The 21,371-nt window shown below is 62.6% G+C and carries 16 protein-coding genes; 1 reads left to right on the forward strand and 15 read right to left on the reverse strand.

Annotated elements, in window-relative coordinates; translation table 11 throughout:
* Positions 1 to 2 precede the first annotated feature (2 nt).
* The 3 genes from J7024_RS10560 to J7024_RS10570 all read right to left on the reverse strand — a co-directional run bounded on the left by J7024_RS10560 (position 3) and on the right by J7024_RS10570 (position 2,697).
* Entirely contained in the window at positions 3 to 1,055 is a 1,053-nt protein-coding gene (locus J7024_RS10560; RefSeq protein WP_175796556.1) for an MraY family glycosyltransferase, read from the reverse strand.
* Positions 1,025 to 1,990 (reverse strand): UDP-glucose 4-epimerase family protein, encoded by a 966-nt coding sequence (locus J7024_RS10565; protein ID WP_175796557.1) that lies wholly within the window; start codon positions 1,988 to 1,990, stop codon positions 1,025 to 1,027. Before J7024_RS10565 ends, J7024_RS10560 begins: the two co-directional genes overlap by 31 nt.
* A gap of 284 nt (positions 1,991 to 2,274) precedes the next feature.
* The gene (locus J7024_RS10570) at positions 2,275 to 2,697 is read right to left on the reverse strand and encodes a hypothetical protein (RefSeq protein ID WP_175796558.1); all 423 of its coding nucleotides are present in this window, start codon (positions 2,695 to 2,697) and stop codon (positions 2,275 to 2,277) included.
* A gap of 45 nt (positions 2,698 to 2,742) precedes the next feature.
* Between J7024_RS10570 and J7024_RS10575 the strand changes: the two genes are divergently transcribed.
* Positions 2,743 to 4,167 carry a UbiA family prenyltransferase gene (locus J7024_RS10575; protein WP_175796559.1) on the forward strand — a complete coding sequence of 475 codons (1,425 nt, stop codon included), beginning with the start codon at positions 2,743 to 2,745 and terminating at the stop codon, positions 4,165 to 4,167.
* 155 nt (positions 4,168 to 4,322) lie between these two features.
* Here J7024_RS10575 and J7024_RS10580 read toward each other — a convergent pair whose 3' ends face one another.
* The 12 genes from J7024_RS10580 to J7024_RS10635 all read right to left on the reverse strand — a co-directional run bounded on the left by J7024_RS10580 (position 4,323) and on the right by J7024_RS10635 (position 21,122).
* Complete coding sequence (locus tag J7024_RS10580; RefSeq protein WP_175796560.1) at positions 4,323 to 6,290, reverse strand: hypothetical protein; 1,968 nt, start codon at positions 6,288 to 6,290, stop codon at positions 4,323 to 4,325.
* A gap of 50 nt (positions 6,291 to 6,340) precedes the next feature.
* Complete coding sequence (locus J7024_RS10585) at positions 6,341 to 6,688, reverse strand: hypothetical protein (protein ID WP_234745022.1); 348 nt, start codon at positions 6,686 to 6,688, stop codon at positions 6,341 to 6,343.
* Between the two features lie 390 nt (positions 6,689 to 7,078).
* Positions 7,079 to 8,284, reverse strand: a complete 1,206-nt coding sequence (locus J7024_RS10590; protein ID WP_175751266.1) for a glycosyltransferase — start codon at positions 8,282 to 8,284, stop codon at positions 7,079 to 7,081.
* The gene (locus J7024_RS10595) at positions 8,281 to 9,345 is read right to left on the reverse strand and encodes a glycosyltransferase family 4 protein (protein WP_234745023.1); all 1,065 of its coding nucleotides are present in this window, start codon (positions 9,343 to 9,345) and stop codon (positions 8,281 to 8,283) included. The genes J7024_RS10590 and J7024_RS10595 overlap by 4 nt, the downstream gene beginning before the upstream one ends.
* Positions 9,346 to 9,382: 37 nt before the next feature.
* Positions 9,383 to 10,534, reverse strand: a complete 1,152-nt coding sequence (locus tag J7024_RS10600) for a glycosyltransferase family 4 protein (protein ID WP_234745024.1) — start codon at positions 10,532 to 10,534, stop codon at positions 9,383 to 9,385.
* Complete coding sequence (locus J7024_RS10605; protein WP_096503411.1) at positions 10,531 to 11,448, reverse strand: NAD-dependent epimerase/dehydratase family protein; 918 nt, start codon at positions 11,446 to 11,448, stop codon at positions 10,531 to 10,533. The genes J7024_RS10600 and J7024_RS10605 overlap by 4 nt, the downstream gene beginning before the upstream one ends.
* Positions 11,426 to 12,460, reverse strand: a complete 1,035-nt coding sequence (gmd, locus tag J7024_RS10610; protein WP_124828089.1) for a GDP-mannose 4,6-dehydratase — start codon at positions 12,458 to 12,460, stop codon at positions 11,426 to 11,428. The genes J7024_RS10605 and gmd overlap by 23 nt, the downstream gene beginning before the upstream one ends.
* 101 nt (positions 12,461 to 12,561) lie before the next feature.
* A complete protein-coding gene (locus J7024_RS10615; RefSeq protein WP_124828077.1) occupies positions 12,562 to 16,206 on the reverse strand; it encodes a glycosyltransferase family 4 protein in 3,645 nt (1,214 codons plus the stop codon).
* A complete protein-coding gene (locus J7024_RS10620) occupies positions 16,206 to 17,663 on the reverse strand; it encodes a class I SAM-dependent methyltransferase (protein WP_124828078.1) in 1,458 nt (485 codons plus the stop codon). The genes J7024_RS10615 and J7024_RS10620 overlap by 1 nt, the downstream gene beginning before the upstream one ends.
* Entirely contained in the window at positions 17,663 to 18,883 is a 1,221-nt protein-coding gene (locus J7024_RS10625) for an ABC transporter ATP-binding protein (RefSeq protein ID WP_124828079.1), read from the reverse strand. The genes J7024_RS10620 and J7024_RS10625 overlap by 1 nt, the downstream gene beginning before the upstream one ends.
* Positions 18,883 to 19,677: an ABC transporter permease gene (locus J7024_RS10630; protein ID WP_234745025.1), complete on the reverse strand. Its 795-nt coding sequence runs from the start codon at positions 19,675 to 19,677 to the stop codon at positions 18,883 to 18,885. The genes J7024_RS10625 and J7024_RS10630 overlap by 1 nt, the downstream gene beginning before the upstream one ends.
* The gene (locus tag J7024_RS10635; protein ID WP_124828081.1) at positions 19,677 to 21,122 is read right to left on the reverse strand and encodes a mannose-1-phosphate guanylyltransferase/mannose-6-phosphate isomerase; all 1,446 of its coding nucleotides are present in this window, start codon (positions 21,120 to 21,122) and stop codon (positions 19,677 to 19,679) included. The genes J7024_RS10630 and J7024_RS10635 overlap by 1 nt, the downstream gene beginning before the upstream one ends.
* Positions 21,123 to 21,371: the final 249 nt, after the last annotated feature.

Here is a 21,371-nt window from a genome sequence, read left to right on the forward strand (position 1 = left end):
CCTCACGAGTTGTTTTTGGCGGCCGACTGAAACCGGCGCCAACGCATGTCGACCACGACTCCGAGACATGCCAGGACGCCGTACCAAGCGACGAACGACAGCCATTGCTGCAGTTCAGGGCGGCCCTTTGCCCACACGGCGACGATTATGCCTGCGAGCATGATGAGGTACCAATAAAGAGCGGTACGACGGTGGCCAACCCCCGATCGCACCATCCTTTGATAATAATGCTCGCGGTGCGCTTGCCAGAACTTTTCTCCGCGTAACAGACGTCTCAAAAGTGTTACAGATGCGTCTGCGATAAAGGGCGAGAACACCAGCGCCGGAAACCAGATGGGCCACACATTCGTGCGCCAGCCCCAGTAGCCGAGCGCGCCGGCGAGAAAGCCGAGCGGAATCGAGCCGGCGTCGCCGAGAAACAGCCGCGCCGGATGGAAATTCAGCAGAAGAAAGCCGAGCGCCGCGCCGGCGGCAGCCGCGCCGGCCACGACCAGGTCGGGCGACGGATTCGCGCCGCCCAGTGCCGCGACCGCATAGCCGCCGAAGCCGAACAGCGCCATCCCGCCCGCGAGACCATCCGCGCCGTCCATGAAGTTGTACAGGTTCGTCAGCCAGACCATCACGAAGCCCACGCCGGCCAGCAGCCACCACGGCGCGGCGGCGGGATAGACGGCGACCAGCGCCACGACCGCCGCGAGGTGCGCCGAGAACCGCACGCGCGCCGGCAGCCCGCGCCGGTCGTCGATCTGGGACAGCGCCGCAAGCCCCGCCGCCGCTGCCGCGATCAGCCCCAGCCGCGGCGCGAGCGCCAGCAGCGCGACGACGCACACGGGCACGATGCCCCACCCGCCCACGCGCGGCGTCGGCAGCGTATGGAGCGAACGATCGTTTGGAATGTCGGTGGCCAGCCGCCATGCGAGACCGGTCGCAAGCAGCACGCGCAGGATGGCCGTCGATGCGACGGCCGCGGCCAGGGCCAGCGCGAGCGCGGCCGGCCACGTGGAGATCGGGAAAGACATGTCGTTTAGTTCTGGGTATCGCGCGAACGATACCATGCGGCGGTCGCCTCGAGACCCTGTCGGGTCGTATGGGGAGGATGCCAGCCGAGCACGCGCCGGATGCGGCTCGTATCGAGCTGCAGGCTGCCGGTCAGGCGGTCGATCGCGGCGCGGCGGCCGGTCAGCCGGCCGGCGAGCCGCAGCGCGGCGAGCGGGACCGGAAAGAGCCTTGCCGGCCGGCCGAGCGCGTCGCCGACCATGCGCAGCAGGCCGGCGACCGACGGCGCGTCGTCGTCGGCGACGTGGAAGCATTCGCCAGCGGCGCGCGGATCGATTGCGCATTGCAGCAGCGCGTCGGCGAGGTTGTCGACGTAGACGATGCTGCGGCGTGCGGTGATTGCACCGAGCGGCAGCGGCACGCCGCGCAATACGGCGTCCATCATTTTCAGGAAGTTCGCGCGGACCTCGGGGCCGTATACCAGCGGCGGCCGGACGATCACCGTCTCGAGGCCGGTATCGTCGCCGAATTGCCGAAGCCGCACTTCGGCATCGCGCTTGGAACGGCCGTACGGATCGTCAGGGCGAGCCGGCGTATCCTCTCGCAGCGGCTGGCCGCCGTCGGTTTCGGCGATGGCCTTGATGCTGCTCACGAACACGATGCGACGTACGCCATGCCGGTGCGCGGCGGCGGCCACGCGCAGCGTGCCATCGACGTTCATCGCGCGAAACGCGGCGTCCGGATCGGCAGCGGCGTCGTTCATCACGTGCACGCGTGCGGCGAGGTGCACGACGCAGTCGGCATCACAGGCCGAGGCTGGCCACTGCGTGTCGATATCGGCGAATTCGGGGCCGGTGTACACCCACTCGTCGACGCCGGCCGGCGCGGTGCCGGCGCGGCGCACGAGGCCGGTCACCCGATGACCGTTCTCGACCAGGGTACGGCAGAGGACGCGGCCCACGAAGCCGTTCGCCCCCGTTACCACGACATGCATCGGCGATGTTTCCAGGCAAAGCGGTTGAGAAAGCAGCATGGACGCGGCGCGCGACACGCTCGGCGGACACCCATGCTCATTCGATACAGGAATGATGTTCGAATGCCTAATAGACCCGCAGTATACCGTTTAGGTACCGGGTTTCGATCGTGGCAGTTCGGTCACGTTTCGGCATCCTCGCCCGGGGAGCAAAACTGGTGATGCGCGCCCCTCGCGCGGCCCTCCGGGCACTATCCCAAATTCACCGCAACACACATTCGACACGCACGCAAGAGGTTGAAATATCACGCTTTTTCCTGCATGATAGCGCCCGCTTCGGGATATGCCAGTCTGACCGGCGAAGCCATGCTCACTGGCGACTGACAAAGATAAAGCGGATCTATGGGACCCACATTGGATGCAACCGGGGAGCACCAGTCAATCAGGGAATCTATTAAAAACAATATCGTTTCTCCTGACTTATTGATTTCCCCCGCCATTGCAATCGAAACACTGCCGATCAGCAGGATCTCTACCGGCATCCATCGCGCTGATGCCCCGGGTTTCGCGAGAAAAAGCTGCCCGACCTGGAAGACGAAAAACTCGCTTTCCCTGTCCGCAATCAATCCCGAATCGGCAGCGATCATCCAGTCTTCCCGTTTCTTCAATTCTCGCAAACCGGGTCTGGCCAGGTCCGGCAAGAATGTTTCGAAAACCGTTTCAGCCATCTGTTGATGCTGTTAGATTCGACTCGCCTCCAGCAGAAATTACATATGATCAGCAGACCGCTCGTTGTTGACCTCGATGGGACCTTGCTTCGCTCCGATATCCTGATCGAATCGGGCTTTTCTCACCTGAAGACGTCCCCTCTTCGCTGCCTCGCTCCGTTCAAGTGGTTACTCCAGGGCGGGAAGCCTGCGCTCAAGTCGAAACTGGCGGCCGAAACCGAACTCGACGTCCGCGTACTGCCGTACGACCAGCAGATCGTCGCGTGGCTCAAGGAAGAGCGAGCGAACGGACGCACGATCGTGCTTGCGACTGCAAGCCACGAAAAATATGCACAGGCGATTGCCCAGTATCTCGAACTGTTCGATGAAGTCCTGGCGAGCGACGACCAGATCAATCTGTCTTCGCACCGGAAAAAAGACAAGCTCGTGGCCAGATTCGGCGAGCGAGGCTTCGACTACGCGGGCAACTCCCGTGATGACCTCCCCGTCTGGCAGGCGGCCGCACGAGCGTATGTCGTCAACGCCCCGACTACCGTCAAGCGCGCGGCGGAAAAAGCCGGCAACGTCGAACGTGTCTTTGAATCCCGCCCGCCGGTCCTGAAGACCTGGGCCAAATCCCTGCGCATGCATCAGTGGTTGAAAAACCTGCTGATCTTTGTTCCGCTCCTTGCCGGACACATGCTGACGTCGCCGCACCTGGTCTTCAATGCGGCGCTGGCGTTCGTGGTCTTCGGACTTTGTGCGTCGAGCGTCTATCTGCTCAACGACCTGCTCGACCTTGAAGACGACCGCCACCATCCGACCAAGTGCCGACGGGCGCTTGCTTCCGGCGCGCTACCGCTCGCGCACGGACTTGCGGCCTTTCCTGTCCTGCTCACCGGTGCGTTCGCGCTGGCCTGGATCGCATTGCCCTGGCGTTTCGCGGCCGTCTTGCTGGGCTACTACGCACTGACCCTCGCCTACTCGACGGTATTGAAACGGCTGGTGATGGTCGACGTCGTCGTGCTCGCGTTGCTGTATACGGTACGTATCATTGCGGGCACCACCGCGATCGCGGTGCACCTGACGTTCTGGCTACTGGCCTTCTCGATGTTCATCTTTCTCAGCCTGGCGCTCGTCAAACGCTATGCAGAGCTGCTCTCGGTAAAAAAGCGCGGGCTGAATCAATCTCGCGGTCGTGGCTATGTTTCGGGCGATCTCGAAATGATTTCGTCGCTGGGCTGTGCATCGGGGTATCTGTCCGTGCTGGTGCTGGCGCTGTACATCCAAGACCCGAGGACCGCACACCTCTATCATCACCCTCAACTGATCTGGCTGGCCTGCCCCTTGCTGCTCTACTGGGTCAGCCGCACCTGGATCATCACGCACCGCGGGCACATGCACGACGATCCCATCATCTTCGCCGTTCGCGACAGATTGAGTCTCGTCGTGGTCGGACTGTGCGGCCTGGTCTTCTGGGCTGCCATCTGAAGACAGTCGGCCCCCTGATATCGACGACAAGGGCTCGACATTCCGGACCCACGCCGATCGCGATGCGCCAGCACCCGTTCATCAGGTGCTGGCAGGCCTCTTGAGACCCAAACACCCTGCGCGCTTCAACAGGGCCGGTCGACCCCGCCTCGTCGTCACCGGATGGTCAGCGATATCAACCCGATGGCCAGCATACGCTCATCACCGTTGATTCCGAGTTCCTTCGGGCTGATGGCGTCATGGAACCCGAAATCCAGTCTGAGTATTTTCGACTGCCCAATCCCGGACAAGGCTTTTTCAGGGATGCGAATATCGAAGTGATTGTTCGAGGCAGCATTCAGCGTAATCGATCCGGCATCCACGCCGTTCATGGAAACGTCGACCATTTGCTCCCAGTGCCGGGCGTTCACAAGTGCATTGGCCTCCAGAGAGATTTCGCGGACGTTGTTGCCCTTCAAAGGCAAGATAACGAAAGCCTCACGAGCATCGGACCACGTACCCCAGGACTCCGAGTTAGACCATCCTGAACCCAGATAGAGTTTGCCGTTGGCGCTGTCGAAAAAAAACAATGAATCGCTGTGTCCGACAGCTGGAGGCACTTCATAGATTCCACGCTTCCCGAACAATGTCGAACAACCACGCGCAAGGTTGAAATAGATCCATCCCTGTTCGACAGGAGAGGTCGAATCGATATAATCCCGCGCCAGCCGTCCATTCGAGCATTTAAATTCTGATATATCCCTATACTTCCCATTCAACAGGATTTTTCTAACACCATTATTCGTCGAATAATAATAAATATTACCGACATTCATTGCACCGTCGAGATGCTGCCCTCTCTCCACGAAAATCTCAGGAATGGGATTGTATGCACCGGGGAATACATCCATGATTTTTTCAGTGATCGGCGTGTAGTAGACGTAGCTTGGCCACGTTCCTCGATAGCACGCCAAGTTCGCGACAGCGAAAATCGTCACCGCCAGATAAGTGACCACTCTGGATCCGGTCCCCTTTGAACACAACGCCACAACAGCAAATAGCAGTGGAATACTTGCCCAATACGCATATCGGAGAATGAACGACGCCCCGGAATTGAAATTGGTCGTAGAAAGGGACGGCACGGCCAGCATCAGGGACGCGCCTATCAGTGCCCCTGCGAGAACATAACGTTTGATCCCCCCCCTTCTCTCCACAACGTCGCACACGACCATTGCCGGGACTATAGCTAGCAGTGGCCAAAGCAATACGATCACACCTTGATTGGGATCAAAATAAAAAGACCACAGCCTACCAATTGATATTAGTTCGGCCTTTGCGAATCCTGAATTTGCAATAAGACTACCAGTCTTAAAATGAATATAGAAAAATGCAGTAGAGAAAAACGCCACTGCGATACACACGAGCCACTGCACCATCTTTCTGACAGGGGGCACAACGGACCCCGTTTGAGCGTAGCTTGCATGAAAATCAATAACTAGCAACGCAGCCACCAAAAACAAAGCCGGTGGATTCTGTTGCGCGACCATTGCTGCGGCAATCGCTGACAGTATGTATCGCCGACTGTGCGCCAGCACCATCGATATAACAAGGAATGATGCGGAGAAAACCTCCGGATGCGTCCACCTGATGTAAGGTATCGTTCCACAGCTCCAAAACAAGGTCAGCAGGAGCACCCTTTTTTCTCTACTAACCCCACGCCACACACAAATCGAGTAGGACGCGACTAGGGCAAAAATCAAGTTAGTGGAGACGAAGGCCCACGGCGTTGCAACTCCGAACAATTTAACCAGAAAAAGAAATGGGGCTACGAATAAAGAATAAAACCAGAAATGGTAAGAATAGTAACGCCCTCCCGTATCCCTAAAAAATGGCGGGGAAGTGGATACCGTCCTGTGACTCGAAATCTCCGGAACATTGGTCCCGGCATCCCCTTTGTACAATTGCACTTCATGGAAATCGTGAGGCGTTACATTGGCACCACCGTGATCCAAGATAGCTTGGCTCATGAGGGTATATTCGAGTCCGTCTCCGGTGATTCCTGGTTTTATATTACCAAGACTAACCCCCGAAAATAATCCAACAAGAAACAGAGATATCCAGAAAAACTTCTTGGAAGACAGCATTGGAATTCCCCGTAGACACCGACAACAACAATCAGCCAGTATGCGTTATTTTACTTGACCGACATGATAAATATACCCAAACAGACGAATGCCGCTCCCAGCATGGATGTCATCGCAACCGACTGGGACAGCACAACACCATACACGAACAGCAGCAGTATGGTGACGCCGACCATAATTGGATAAGCAATCTGCAGTTGAATTGATTTCAACGACAAAGAATAAAAAACGAAACCAACGCCGTAGCACAAAACCGCAACTGCCTTCAACCCCGTTCCCCCGAGTAGTTGGAGAAACCGCGCACTATCAGGTGGCAAATCGGCGGCCAGCTTCAAAAGCACGCTTGCGGCAGCGCTGGCAATACTGCTAAAAACCAGAGCCAAGTATCCATAAATCATGTGCCAACATCCTCCGTCAATCTACCCGATCCAGCATTGATCCACCGCTATTGTAATGTGGAAATCATGAAGACTACATCGTAAGAATACGTACGCAGGATATGACGACCTTCCTGCGACAGCCATCCAAATTACACCTTTATTTCATCGGGATTAATAAACCCTTCGCACCCGAAACGATGGATAAAACATTCGGCGCCGGCATCGTTCGCATTTCCTGAAAATTGACGGCATCCCGATCTACCAGTCGCACACCACGGATTTCGCCTCCACGGCGGTGCGCAATGCATGATGCCCGGCTCGCGCTCGACGATACGGGAAGGAATATACCGGTGTTCGCCGGGCAACAGACGTCGCACCGACTCGCCGCCGCCCTCCGTCAGCGCTCGATCAACGCCCCGGGCCGGCGGCCAGCAGAGCGTCCACCCGCTCGACCAGCGCGCGGGTCATCTCGACCCAGCCATGTTCGCGCTCGACGAACTGCCGCGCGTGACCGGCCATCTCCACCGCTTCCGACGGATGCGCAACGAGCCACTCGATGCGTTCGACGAACGCCTCGGGTGTATCGGCGATCAGCAGGTCCTCCCCGCTTTTCGCACCCAGCCCTTCGTGCCCCAGCGACGTCGTGACGACCGGCAGCCCGAGCGCCATGTATTCGAGGATCTTGTTCTGCACGCCGGCGCCGATCCGCATCGGGCACACGCCGATCGCGCCGTCGGCCGCGGCCTGCGCGACCGATTCGACGCGGCCGGTCACCTCGACGCCGTCGTACGCGCGGAATTGCTCGGCCAGCGCGGGGGCAATGGAGCCGACGATCCGGAAGCGATAGTCGGCGCGCCGGCGCAGCAACGGCAGCACCGCTTCGGCGAAGTAGTGGCACATGTCCTGGTTCTGCACCGTGCGCATGTCGCCGATGAACACCAGCAAGCGGCTCGCCATGCTGCGCGCCGCATACGGCAGGCCGGAAAGATCCACGCCGTTCGAACACACCATCACCCGCTTGCCGGACTCGCCGGGAAACAGGTAATCTCGATCGGTCTTCGACACCAGTACCGACAGGTCGAAGTCGTCGACGATCGTGCGCTCGTAGTCGAGCAGGCGCTTCGCCTCGATGCCGAACACGCGCGACTTCAGCCCCCGCGCTTTCCTGAGTTGCTTGACGCGGCTGTAGTTGAGCGAGATTGCGTCGGTCATTTCGAGCACGCGCGGCTTGTCCGACTTGCGCACGTACTCCGCGCAGCGCACCAGGTGCACGAACGCGCCGTCATGCGACGGCAGCAGCCGGGACACGGCCGCCGCAAACGCGCGGCTGCGGTAATACGCCACCTGCAGCGGCGTGCGCGTGGGCAGCGCGAGCAGCGTATTGACGTACGAACGCGCCCTGGACAGAAAGACCCGTTCGACGCGGTCGAACACGCCGTCGGCCGGCACTTCGGCATGCATGTCTTCCTGACTGTCGCACAGGCTCAGCAACGTCAGCGAGTAATGGCGCGACAGCATCCTGCAGAGGTGATAGATCCGCAGCTTGTCGCCGCCGATCACCGGATACGGAAACCGGGGCGTCAGCACCAGCAGCTTCTTCTTGTTTTCGCTCATGACAGGCACGCCCAGAAATCCTCGATCTTCGGACGGACAGCGGATTCCGAAAAGGTGCGCGCGCGATCCATCCCGTCGCCGAACGCCACCTCGAAGCGCGTGTCGTCGCACCATACCTGGCGGATCTGCTCCGCCATGTCTTCCACCGAATACGGATCGAACTGCAGGCCGCACGCACCGACGATCTCGGGGATCGACGTCGTGTTGCTGCACGCGACGGGCGTGCCGGACGCCATCGCTTCCAGCGGCGGAATTCCGAATCCTTCGAACAGCGAAGCAAACACGAAGGCACGCGCTCGCCGGTACTGCTCACGCAGTTCGTCGCGCGACACGTAGCCGAGCAGTTCGACGTGGCGCGCGAGCCCGAGTGCATTCGCCCGCTCGCGAAAATGCGCGTGATGCTCGACGTTGATGCCGGCGATCCGGAGCCGCGCATCGTCGTCCAGCGCCGGCCGCGCGATCGCGAAAGCCTGCAGCAACCGGTCGACGTTCTTGCTCGGCACCTCGCCCGCCACCGTAAACAGGTACGGCGCGCGCTCCGCGCGACTCAACGGCGGTGCGAACCAGTCGTCCGAAATCGCGCACGGAATGACCTGCACGTCCGCCTCACGCAGTCCGAACGTCTCCACCAGCTCACGCTGCGTGAATCGCGAAACGGTCAGCACGACGTCCGCCCGGCGCGCGAGCCGTGGCACCACGTGCCGGCGATAGACGCGTCCGGCGGTCTGGTACAGCGATCTTGCCGGCGGCAGCACGCTCCACGGCTTCATGTAGATCAGGTCGTGAACGACCGCGATCAGCCGCGTGTTGCCGATCGATCGCAGCGGCCCGGTGTTGTACGGGCACAGCAGGTAGTCGAGCTTCTGTTCCCGGCAAAGGCGCGGCAGCTCGACCTGCTCCCACCACGGGAAGAAACCGCGGCCGCCGCTCACGCACCGCCATTCGTCGGCGTTCACGCCGTCCGGCGCAAGGCCCAGGACCGATGCGCCGACCGGCGCCACCAGTTGCCGGGCGAACCGCCCCATGCCGCGGTAGTTGCCCACCATCCAGGTGATATCCACCCCCAACTTCACGCGGTACTCCTCGCAGCAAATTCATTCATGAACGACGCGTCCCGCGCAGGACGGTGTCGTAGACGGCCAGGGTCTGCGCCGCGCAGGCCGGCCAGTTCAGTTCGCGCGCACGCGCAAGCCCGGCTTCGCGCAACGCGGCGGCCCGGCCCGACTGCTCGACGATCACGCGCATCCCGTCGGCGATGTCGCCGGTGCTGGCGGGGTCGACCAGGATCGCCGCGTCGCCCGCGACTTCGGGAACGGACGTCGTATTCGATGCGATCACCGGCAGCCCCGACGCGAACGCCTCGACGACCGGCAGCCCGAAACCCTCGCACAGCGACGCGAACACGAGCGCGCTGGCCGACTGCATCAGCGCGCGCACGTCGTGGTCGGGCAGATACTGGAGCCAGCGCACGCTGCCGCTTTCGTCCGCGCCCAGGCGCGCGACGAGCTGATCGCAGCCCCACCCGGCGCGGCCGACGATCACCAGCGGGATGTCGCGGCGCAGTGCGGCCGGCAGGCTCGCGTGGGCATCGACCACCCGCTCGAGGTTCTTGCGCGGCTGCAAGGTGCCGACGCACAGGAAGAACTGGTCGGGCAGGCCGAGCCGCTTCAGCACTGCTGCCCGCTCGGCTGCGTCGATCCGCTCGAAGAAGCGCGGATGCACGCCCAGCGGAACGACCGAGATCCGGTCGGGCGCGATGCCGAAATGCTCGACGATTTCGCGCTTCGAATAATCGGAGATCGTGATCACATGATCGGCCCAATGTCCGGAACGCCGCAACAGCCAGCGGCGCAGCGCAGCCAGGCGGACCGTCGTCCACTCAGGATGCGACAGCGGGATCGCATCCATCAGCGTCGCGATCACCGGCGTGCCCGACAGCTTCGGAATCAAGTGATCCGTCGCGTGGAAAACGTCGACGCGCTCGGCGCGCAACGCCTGCGTGTCGACCCAGGACCACGGCGTGACGGCGCCCAGCACCGTCGCGACCGCGTGCCCGCCCAGATTCACGGGCGGCCGGGCGCCCGGAAATGCATCGCTGCCGACGACCGCGCCGAAGCCAGCGGGAACCAGGTCGACCCCGCCGTGGGCCAGCAGCGCCCGCCCCAGTTCACGCGTATACGACCCGATGCCGTCGACACCGCCATGCGCGCTGCTGCGCGCGAGGGCGGTCGTGCCGAAACCGACTTTCACCCCCGCCCTCCGCCAAACATCCAGCGCAGGGTGCTTTCCAGCGGAATGTCCTCGAGCGGCCCGACGGCGGCCTGCAAGCGCGCACCGTCACCCTGCAAGCGGCGTACCTCGTTCGCCCGCACGAATGCCGGGTTGACGCGCACCTCGATCGAATAGCCGGCGATCTGTTCCATCATCGCGATCACCGCCTTCAGCGATACGGCCCGGCCCGAGCATACGTTGAACACGCCGCCGGCCGGCGCCAGTTGAAGCAGGCGCCGATAGGCGTCCACCACGCGCCGAACGTCGGAAAAATCGCGCTCGACGTCGATATTGCCGAGCTCGATCACGCGCTCGCCGCGCTGGAAATGGCCGACGATCTTCGGCAGCAGGAATTGCGGCGACTGGCCGACGCCCGTGTAGTTGAACGGACGCGCAACGACGATCGGCAGCTTGTCGCGCCAAAGACGCGCCATGTATTCCATCGCCAGCTTGCTGACCGCGTAGTCGTTCGCCGGATTCGGTTCGACCGATTCGTCGATGACCTCGACCGCCGCGTTACCGTAGATGTTGGCGCTGCTCGCCAGCAGGACCGCCTTCGGACGGTTCTCCAGGTTCGCGAGCGCCTCCAGCAGGTTGCGCGTGCCGACCACGTTGGTGCGATAGATCGCATCGGCGTCGCCATGCGCGACGAATGCGATCGCGGCCAGATGCGCCACCACGTCAGGCTGCACGTCCGCGACGACCTGCGCGAGCGCGGCGCGGTCGCACAAGTCGACGCGGTACATGTCGGCGCCCGTCGCTTCGGCGCCGTGCGCGGTGCCGAACACGCGATAGCCGGCCGCACGCAGCGACTGCGCGAGGTAATCTCCGGTAAAGCCGCCGAGCCCCGTCACCAGGGCGCGCGGGGCGTCAGAACGAGAAGCCGCGTTCATTTCGACGCAAATCCGCTTCGACCATCATCGCGCACAGCTCCTCGAGCGTCGTCTTCGGCTCCCAGCCGAGCTTCTGCTTCGCCTTCTCCGGATTGCCGATCAGCAGATCGACCTCGGCCGGGCGATGGAACTTCGGATTGACGCGAACCAGCGTCTTGCCGGTCGCGACATCGACGCCGGTTTCATTCACGTCGCTGCCCTTGAACTCGAGGTCGACGCCGCTCGCCTTGAACGCCATGCGCACGAAATCGCGCACGGTTTCGGTCCGGTTCGTGGCCAGCACGTAGGTGTCCGGCTCGTCGGCCTGCAGCATGCGCCACATCCCTTCGACGTATTCCTTCGCGAAGCCCCAGTCGCGCTTCGCGTCCATGTTGCCCAGTTCGAGCACGTCGAGCTGGCCGAGCTTGATCTTCGCGACGGAGTCGGTGATCTTGCGCGTGACGAATTCGCGACCGCGCAGCGGCGACTCGTGGTTGAACAGGATCCCGCTGCAGCCGAAGATATCGTAGCTCTCGCGATAGTTCACCGTGATCCAGTGCGCATACAGCTTGGCCACGCCATACGGGCTGCGCGGATAGAACGGCGTCGACTCGATCTGCGGAATCGCCTGCACCTTGCCGAACATCTCCGACGTGCTCGCCTGGTAGAAGCGGATCTTCGGGTTGACGATGCGGATCGCCTCGAGCAGGTTCAGCGGGCCGATCCCGGTGATTTCCGCGGTGGTGACCGGCTGGTCGAATGACACGCCGACGAAGCTCTGCGCGGCCAGGTTGTAGACTTCCGTCGCGCCCGTGGTCTGCAGCAGACGAATGCTCGCGGACAGGTCGGTCAGGTCGTACTCGATCAGATGCAGGTTCGGGTGCTTGGCGATCCCGAGTTCCTCGATGCGCCAGAAGTTGACCGAGCTCGTGCGGCGATAGGTGCCGTAAACGGTGTAGCCTTTCTCGAGCAGAATCTGCGCAAGGTAGGCACCGTCCTGACCGGTGATGCCAGTAATAATGGAAGTCTTCATCATCCCCTCAAACTCGTTCCAACATAACGATCCAACACATGCAATTCGTGTCGCTGGTTCTCTGACTTGTCAGCAAAACCGGGCATTCGACGCGCCCTGCTCTACACTTTCCCGGCAAGCATCACGGCACTCTGCGACCACGACAGGAACGGCATCCCGGTCGAGGCCGGAACCGTACCCGCCTCGCGGCGCATCAGCCACTCGCGCACGGCGTTTGCCAGATCCGCCGATTTGCCGGCCTGGAAATACCATGCATGTTCGCCGGCCACTTCACGAAAAACCGGAATGTCGCGCGCGATGATCGGCACGCCGTGCAGGGCTGCCTCGATCAATGGAAGCCCGAAACCCTCGCCGGTGGACGCGGCGATCAGGCAACCGCTCGCTGCATACACCTTCTCGAGAAACTCGTCGCTGATGCTCTCCAGCCAGAACAGCCGGCGATCCCGTTCAGCATGGGCACGCAAGCGGCTCGCCAGCGCATCCATCATCCACCCCTGCTTGCCGACGATCACCAGATTCGCGTCGACGCCGCTCGACCACAGCTGCTCGAACGCCTCCAGTACCTGCGCATGCCCCTTACGAGGCTCCAGGGTGCCGACCATCAGGAAACTCGGCCGCGCCGCCAACGCCTCCAGCACGCTTGCCGCATTTTTCGGCATGCCGGTGGTCGGGACGGAGTTCGCGATATCCGCGCCCAGATGGAACCAGTTCAGCGCGAACGAACGCTGGCGCACGATCTTGCGCCCGGTCATCCATTCCTCGAACTCGTCCGCCACCGCCTTCGAAATGCACACTGCGCCATCGCTTTCGGCGACAACGTCCAGCCAGCGCACGAAGTGGTCGACGACGTGCTGCTCGAAATGGTTGTCCCGCAGCGGCAGGAGATCGTAGACCACGAACTTGACCCGCACGCCCTGGTCGCGCATCTTCTGATAGAAGCTCGCGTAGTGCGGCACGACCGCCGGTGCGAGATCGAGCCCGAGAAAGACGTCGCCGACGCCATATTCCATCGCTTCGTCGCGCTGCTGACTGTCATCCTGCCCAAGGAAACGGGCCATGTATTTTCGCGCGTAACGATACGGCTGGTCCGCAGTCGCATACACGGGCTCCAGACGATATCCGTCGGGCGGATTCGACAACCACTCTCGAAGAATACTGCGGACTACCCGCTGAATGCCGCTCTTTGCATCGCGCTGCACCAGTTCGGAGATATCCACCAGCAGTTGCCGAGTGTCGTCCGCGCCTTCGAGCAGCCGGGCCTTGAGCGCCGTCGAACTTTCCTCGAGCGTCGACCACGAGATGTTTTCCGGCCTGGGGTGCTGCCCCGCCCTGTACAGTACGAGCCATTGCGTCAGTGCCGCACTCAACTGCTCGGCCGAATCGCCGCTGAAATAGTACGCACCCTCTCCCGCCACCTCGCGGAACACCGGAATGTCGCGCGCAATGACAGGGATTCCATAGTAAGCCGCTTCGATCAACGACAGGCCAAAACCCTCGTTGACGCTCGCCGCAACGAGTCCGCTCGCCGCCTTGTACAGACTGACCAGGTAATTGTCGTCGATACCCGCGAGCCAGAACAGGCGCCGGCCGAATTCGGGATGCGCATGCACCTTCTTCGCGAACGCCTCCATCTTCCAGCCCAGACGACCGACGAAGGTCAGACAGACATCCTCACCGGCCGCCCACTGCAGCTCGACCGCTGCCAGCAACTGCTCCTGTTGCTTGCGCGGCTCGATCGTCGATACGCACAACAAACTGGGGCACCGCTTCATCGCGGCGAGCACGGCAGACGCGTCGGCCGGCAACGCACCGGCTTCAGCTTCCTGAAATTCGACGCCGCTGTGCACGCACGACGTTCGGAACGTCGACGAGGTCGGCGTCTTGCTCTCGCGAATCCATGCGTTCAGCGCATCCGCGGTCGCCTGGGACACGCAGATGGCGCCGTCCGTCGCGGCGATTGTCGCGAGCAGCTTCTCGTGCATGACCTTCAAGTTCGGATCGAAGAAGTGCTCCGGAAACTCGATCGGCAACAGATCGTGAACCAGAAACTTGACGAGCACGCCTTGCCTTCGGAGCGTCTGATAGAACTCGGCCTGCGCGATCTGCACGGAATGCTGCATGTCGAGCCCGAAGAAAACGTCGCCGCGCTGCCATTGCACCGGGCTGTCCGCGACGGTCTCGTCCGATGCCGCGCCGAGGAATTTCTGGGTGAAGCGCCGCGCGTACTGATACCCGTCGCCCGACGTCGCATACACCGGCTCGATCCGGTAGCCCTCGGGCGGATCGTTGAGCAGACAACGCAGATGATTCCGCACGACCCGCTGCACGCCCGTGCCGGCATCGTTGTGGCAGAACTCCGATACATCGACGAGGATCTGGCGGACGCGGCCAGACTTCTGATTCTGGGCCAGACAGTCGGCCAGCGGCACCAGCAGGTCCGAATCGTTTGCTCCGGCGGCTTTCGCGGCGATCAACTTGAGCAGACGCTCCTGCTCGCTGGATCGTTCGATCCAGGATTTCGCGGCGGGCCGATCGAGCTTTTCCCATGCGTCGATCGCGCGGCGGGCAACCGCCTCCCACGAGAATTTCGTCGCTTGCGTGAGACCGTGTTCGCGCAATTGCTCGCGGAAGTTCGCGTCGGTCAGCACCTGCGCGATCTTGCGGGAAATCGCGGACGTATCCAGCGGATCGAACATCGCGTCCTGCCAGCCCATCACTTCCGGCAGGCTACCGGCATCCGCACAGATGACCGGCACGCCGCAGGCCATCGCTTCGAGCGCGGGCAACCCGAAGCCTTCATGCCACGAAGGAAACACGAACGCTTCGCAAATCGCGTACAGCGCATGCAGGTCATCGTCGCTCACGTAGCCCGTGAACTTCAGTTCGACATCGGTGACGCCGAACTGTTGTGCATGTCGACGCAACTCGGCGATCACGCCTTCGGGAATCTTGCCGACGAGTACCAGTTGAACGCGAGCGCGAATGTCCTTCGCCAGTAGCGAATAGGCCTCGATCAAGCGCGGCAGGTTCTTGCGTTCGTCCGCGCCGCCCGTGTACAACAGGAACGCATCGTTGATTCCGAATTGCCGACGCAGGCGATTCGCCTCCGCGGCATCGATCGAGAGCGGCTTGAACGAATCCTCGATAGCGGAAGAAACCGCGATGATCCGCTCGGCCGGATAGTCCAGATATTCGATACCTTCCTGGCGCGAGAATTCGGAATTCGACAGCAGAAGCGCGGCCTTTTTCAGGTAATCGATTTTCCGGTAATAGTGGCGCGCCGTGACCGGATGCGGATCGAGGTAACGCTTCGCATGAACGAGCGGAATGAGGTCGTGCAAAGTCACGGTGACCGGGGTGGCCCGATCGAACTGCCCGATGCTCGACACACCGTACCCCGTGACCCCCTCGAACAGGCTGCCGACGTGAACGACGTCAGGCTCCAGGCTCGACAGGAACGCTTCCCAGCTCAACTCGGCGATCTCGCGACGTGCGATGTTGTCGTCGCTGATTTCCTCGACAGGCCCCACGGCCTGCCAGACACGGATGTTCTCCTGCGGCAGCAGCCCCTCGAATTCCGCCCGAATCGCATCGATGGAATCGGACATCATGCCGCTCAGCGCCAGAACGACCTCGTGCTCGCCGCGCACGCGCGCGACGCCCTTCGCAAAACCCAGTACGTAGCGGCCGATTCCGCGGAATCGGCTTTCTGTCTGCGCACCCTGCATGTCGATAACAATGCGCATCAGTTCTTCTCCTGCTTCAGCCGGTCGAATTCAGCGACCAGGCTGGCGTGAATGCGATTCGCATGCGCGTCCAGATTGTCGATACGAATATGCGTCGACGCGGTGCCGACGGGCTGGCTGGCCGCCGCGGCCGCCACGTACGGCACGAGACGCGCCTTCAGGCCCGGCACGCGATTGAGCACGGCCACCGTGAGCCGGCGTAGCGCGGGCTGCCGGTACGCGTAGCGCACCACCCGCTTCACCTGCTGCTTCACGGTCCGCTTGAGCGGCCCGAGCCCCTTGCCGCGCAGGCCGAGGCTCACCCACCGCAGCGGCGCGGTGACGCGCCACGACGTGCTCCGATAGACGGCCTGCAGATGCGCATGGGTCTGCCGGGCCACGGCCTGCTCGTGCTGCGCACGCGCCTCGGCCTCGTGCAGCTTGCTCTCGGCCAGTGCGAGCTGCGCCTCGAGCTGCCGGCACCGATCCTCGACATGCAGCAGTTGCGTATCGACGACCCGCGAGCTGGCCAGCCGGGCCAGTTCCTCGGCATGCTGCGCGCGCGCTTCGACCTCGCGCAGCACTTGCTCCGCCAGCACGCGCTGTTCTTCGGCGAACCGGCTGCGATCCTCGGCGAGCTGCAACCGCCCTTCCGCGAGCCGCAGTTGACCTTCTATGGATTGAAGCCGCGCGCCCATTTGCTGCACGCGACCGCCGATCTGCGAAACGTCCGACGTCAGCCGGGTTTCGTAGCGCTGGATCAGCGTATCGATCGTCAGCCCGTATTCCGCGCCGAACGCTTCGTCGAATGCGCCCTCGGTCGATTCCACGTCCTTCTGCGCGACGATCGCATAGTCGGGGCTCGCGCCGCGCACGATGTCGAGGAACTGAACCGGCGTCGCGGCATCGCGCAGTTCCGGCGATTCCTGCAGACGGACCACCTTCACGCGATCGAAGCCCGCATGCTCGGCGACGAACGACAGCAACAGCGGCGGAATCGGCTTCTGGTGTGACGGATCCATGTAGAAATTGGTCGTCGCCACCGAGATGTTTTCCGGATTCGGCGTCTCGAGAATCAGCAGGCCTCCCGGCTTCAGCACGCGCAGCGCTTCGCGGACGATCACGCCCAACTGCTCGAAGCTCACGTGTTCGACGACGTGAAACGCCGAGATCAGCGCGTGGCTATCCGATTCGAGCGACGCGAGATACGCGATCGCATCGCCCTGCTGGACCGGCAGCCCGCGCTCGCGGCAGGCTTCCAGCATGTCCGCGTCGAGATCGACCCCCATCGGTTCGAACCCGGCCTCGGCCATCAGCTCCAGCCACTCGCCGCGGCCGCACCCCAGGTCGAAGGTCTTCCCGCCCGGATAACGCGCCGCGAGCGGCTCAAAGAAGGGCGAGTAGTTCGTCAGCCGGCTTTTGATCAGCTTGCGCGATCCCCGATACCGATCTTCAAACGCACGATAAAAACTATCCACTATGGCAAGCTCCGCACCGTCGTCGGCAACCAGGCTACGCCGACGAAGTCTTGCATTTTGATGTTGACGACGTTGAACACCAGCGCGCGGTCGCGCCACTGGTAGTTGTTGGCAAGATGGGCGTCGCCCGTGTGCAGCGCGACCGCGACCGAATAACTGCCGACGCCGAGATTGGCCGTGAATTCAAAGCGCAACTCGATCGCCTGTCCCGCGTCGAGACCGACCAGCACCTGCTTCAGGTGATACGTGTTCGTGCCGAACACCGTCTGCCCGAGCCGGTCCTTGATCATGTAGCCGACCACCAGCTCGGGGATCGCCTCCACGCACCGGACCTTGACGCGCAACGCGACCGACTGCCCTACACCCGCAACCTCGATGGGTTGACCGGATTCGTCCAGCAGCTCGACCGCGTCGATCACGGCCTCGCCGGTGCCGGACACGGTCTGCACCGCGCCGCTCTCGAGCTTCTCCTGCCGGACCTCGTGATCCTTGCGGTCGGCCAGCATCGCGTTGTAGTAGTCCATGACCACTTCCGGCGGCCCTTCCATCTCCAGCCGCCCCGCATTCAGCAGGATCGCGTGATCGCAGATCGCCTGGATCGCCGCCTTGTCGTGCGCGACGATCAGCAGCGTCGTGCCGAGCTTGCGGAACTCGCGGATCCGGTCGAAGCTCTTGTGCTGGAAATACGCGTCGCCGACCGACAGCGCCTCGTCGACGATCAGCACGTCGGGCCGCCGCGCGGTCGCGACGCTGAATGCCAGACGCACCTGCATGCCGCTCGAATACACGCGCACCGGCTGGTCGATGTATTCGCCGATTTCGGCGAACGCCTCGATTTCCGGCATCAGCGCGAGCAGTTCGTCGACGGAATAGCCGAGCAGTTGCCCGGCCATCATCACGTTCTGGCGCCCGGTGAAGTCCGGATGGAACCCCATCCCGAGTTCCAGCAGAGCGGCGACGCGGCCGGTCATGGTCACGCTGCCGACGCTCGGCTGCGTGGTCCCGACGATCATCTTCAGCAGCGTGCTCTTGCCCGCGCCGTTGATGCCGATGATGCCCAGCGCCTCGCCGGCCTTCACCGAGAAACTCACGTCACGCAGCACCCAGTGCAGCGTGTGATGCTGCTTGCGGCGCGGGTCCATCCATTCGACGAGACGCGACCAGCGCGTCGGATACTGCTTGTAGGCCTTGCCCAGATTGGTAACGGTAATGGTGCCCATCAGAGTTCATCCACCATTTCGCCCGCATGCTTGCGGAACAGGCTGAAGCCGAGCAGGCACAGGCCGACGCCCAGCGCCGTCACGAACCAGAGCTGCGACCAGTCGGGCCACCTGGCCTGCATCATCACGACCTGGAACGCCTCGACCAGCGATGCCATCGGGTTGAACTGCATGCCGGCCTGGATCCGCTTGGGCAGGATGTCGACCGAATAGACGATCGGCGTCAGCCAGAACCAGAAATTCAGCACGATGTTGAAGAACTGCCCGACGTCGCGGAAGAACACGTTCAGCACGCCGAGCGTGATCCCCAGGCCGATCGCGAACAGCGTCAGCACGATCAGCAGCGGAACGACGGCCACGAACACCACGCCGGGGAAGTTGCCGGTGACCAGCAGGAACACCACGAACAGCCCGAACACGATCGCGAAGTTGATCAGCGAGTTCGCCACCACGATCACCGGCAGACACAGCCGGGGAAAGTTCAGCTTCTTGATCAGGTTGGCGTTCTCGATGAACGCGTTCTGCGCGCGACTGACGATCTCGACGAACATCCCCCACGGCAGCACCCCCGCGCACAGGTGAATGCTGTACGCGAAACTGCTGTCGACGCCCGGCAGCCGGGCGTGCATCACCCGCGAAAAGATCACCGTATAGACGACGATCATCGCGAGCGGGTTGATGACGGTCCACGCGGCGCCCAGCAGGGAATTACGGTACTTGGACTGGAATTCCCGCTTGACGCTCCCCAGGATGAAGCCGCGATACGACCACAGGGCTCTCAGCATGCCCAGCATCAAGCCCTCCCGTACACATCTTGGAAACGAACGATGTCGTCCTCCCCGAGGTATTCGCCGCTCTGCACCTCGATCATCACGAGATCCAGCACGCCCGGATTCTCGAGACGGTGCTTGTGGCCGGCCGGGATATAGGTGGACTCGTTGGTGCGCACGAAGATTTCGCGGTCGCCGTTGACGACCTTGGCCATCCCCGACACGACGATCCAGTGCTCGCTGCGGTGATGGTGCATCTGCAGGCTCAGGCTCGCGCCCGGCTTGACCTCGATGCGCTTGATCTTGAAGCGCGGCCCCTCCTCCAGCACCGTGTAGGTACCCCACGGCCGGCTCACGGTGCGATGCAACTTGTACGCATCGTGATTGCGCTTCTTCAGCCGGGCGACGACCTGCTTCACGTCCTGCGCGCGATCGGGATGCGCGACCAGCAATGCGTCCGGCGTATCGATGATCATCAGATCGGCCACGCCGACCGCCGCGACCACGCGATCCGGACTTTGCACGTAGGTATTGCGGCTATCGACGAAGATCGCATCGCCGACGACGCGGTTGCTGTCCTGATCCGGCGCGACCAGGTCGCGCACCGCGCCCCAGGAGCCGATGTCGCTCCAGCCGAAGCTGGACGGCACCACCGCCACGTTCGACGAGCGCTCCATCACCGCGTAGTCGATCGAAATGTCGGGCATCTTCTGGAACGATTCGGCCGGAATCTCGAGCATCTGCGCGGTTGCCTTGTCGGCCTGCAGCGACGCCCAACATGCTTCGGCAGCCGCCGCGACGTCCGGCGCGTGACGGGCCATCTCGTCGAGAATGGCGCCCGCAGAGAAGCAGAACATGCCGGAATTCCACAGATAATTGCCCGTCGCCAGGTATTCGGCAGCCTTCGCCGCATCGGGCTTCTCGACGAAACGCCGCACGACCCGGCCATTGCCGATCTGCTCGCCGGCCTCGATGTAGCCGAAGCCGGTATCCGGGCACGTCGGCACGATGCCGAACGTCACCAGCTTGCCCTGCTTCGCCAGTTCGACCGCGCTTGCGACAGCCGCGGAGAATCCTTGCTGATCCTGCACCAGATGATCGGCCGCGAGCACCAGCATCAGCGCATCGCGCCCGTACTTTTCCGCCACGTGGTGTGCCGCCATCGCGACGGCGGGCGCCGTGTTCCGGCCGGACGGCTCGAGCATGAATACGCCGGATTGCTGATCATCGAGCGCCGCGCAGACGAACTCGTCCTTGCTCATGAAGTAGTAGTCGCGATTCGTGACCGTCAGCAGCTCCGCGCATGCCGACTCGGCATCTTGGCCGACCGCCGCGGCTGCCCGTCGGTACGTCTTCAGCAACAGGCTCTCGCCATCGGCAAGCTTCATGAACGGCTTGGGATGCCCTTCGCGGGAGACGGGCCAAAGCCGCGTACCAGCACCACCGGACAGGATGACGGGGATTAACATCACATTCACTCCAGATTTAGTATCCGCTGGCGAAGCCAATGCCTTCGCCACTTACATCAAACCACCACCGGCGTGCCTGCCGGCCGGTCGCGACCGGCCGGACCAAGCGGGGATTATAGCCGGCGAACTGCCGCCTTCGGAACCGGTCGGGCGCCGGGAACCGCCGCCACGCAAGGCCCGGGCGCCCCTGCCGGGCGATCGGGCTGCCCGGCTTGCGCCGGCAGGGACAAACGCGTCGCACCCGCCGAG

The organism is Burkholderia sp. WTPI3 (assembly GCF_021483755.1).
Taxonomy (GTDB): Bacteria; Pseudomonadota; Gammaproteobacteria; order Burkholderiales; family Burkholderiaceae; genus Burkholderia.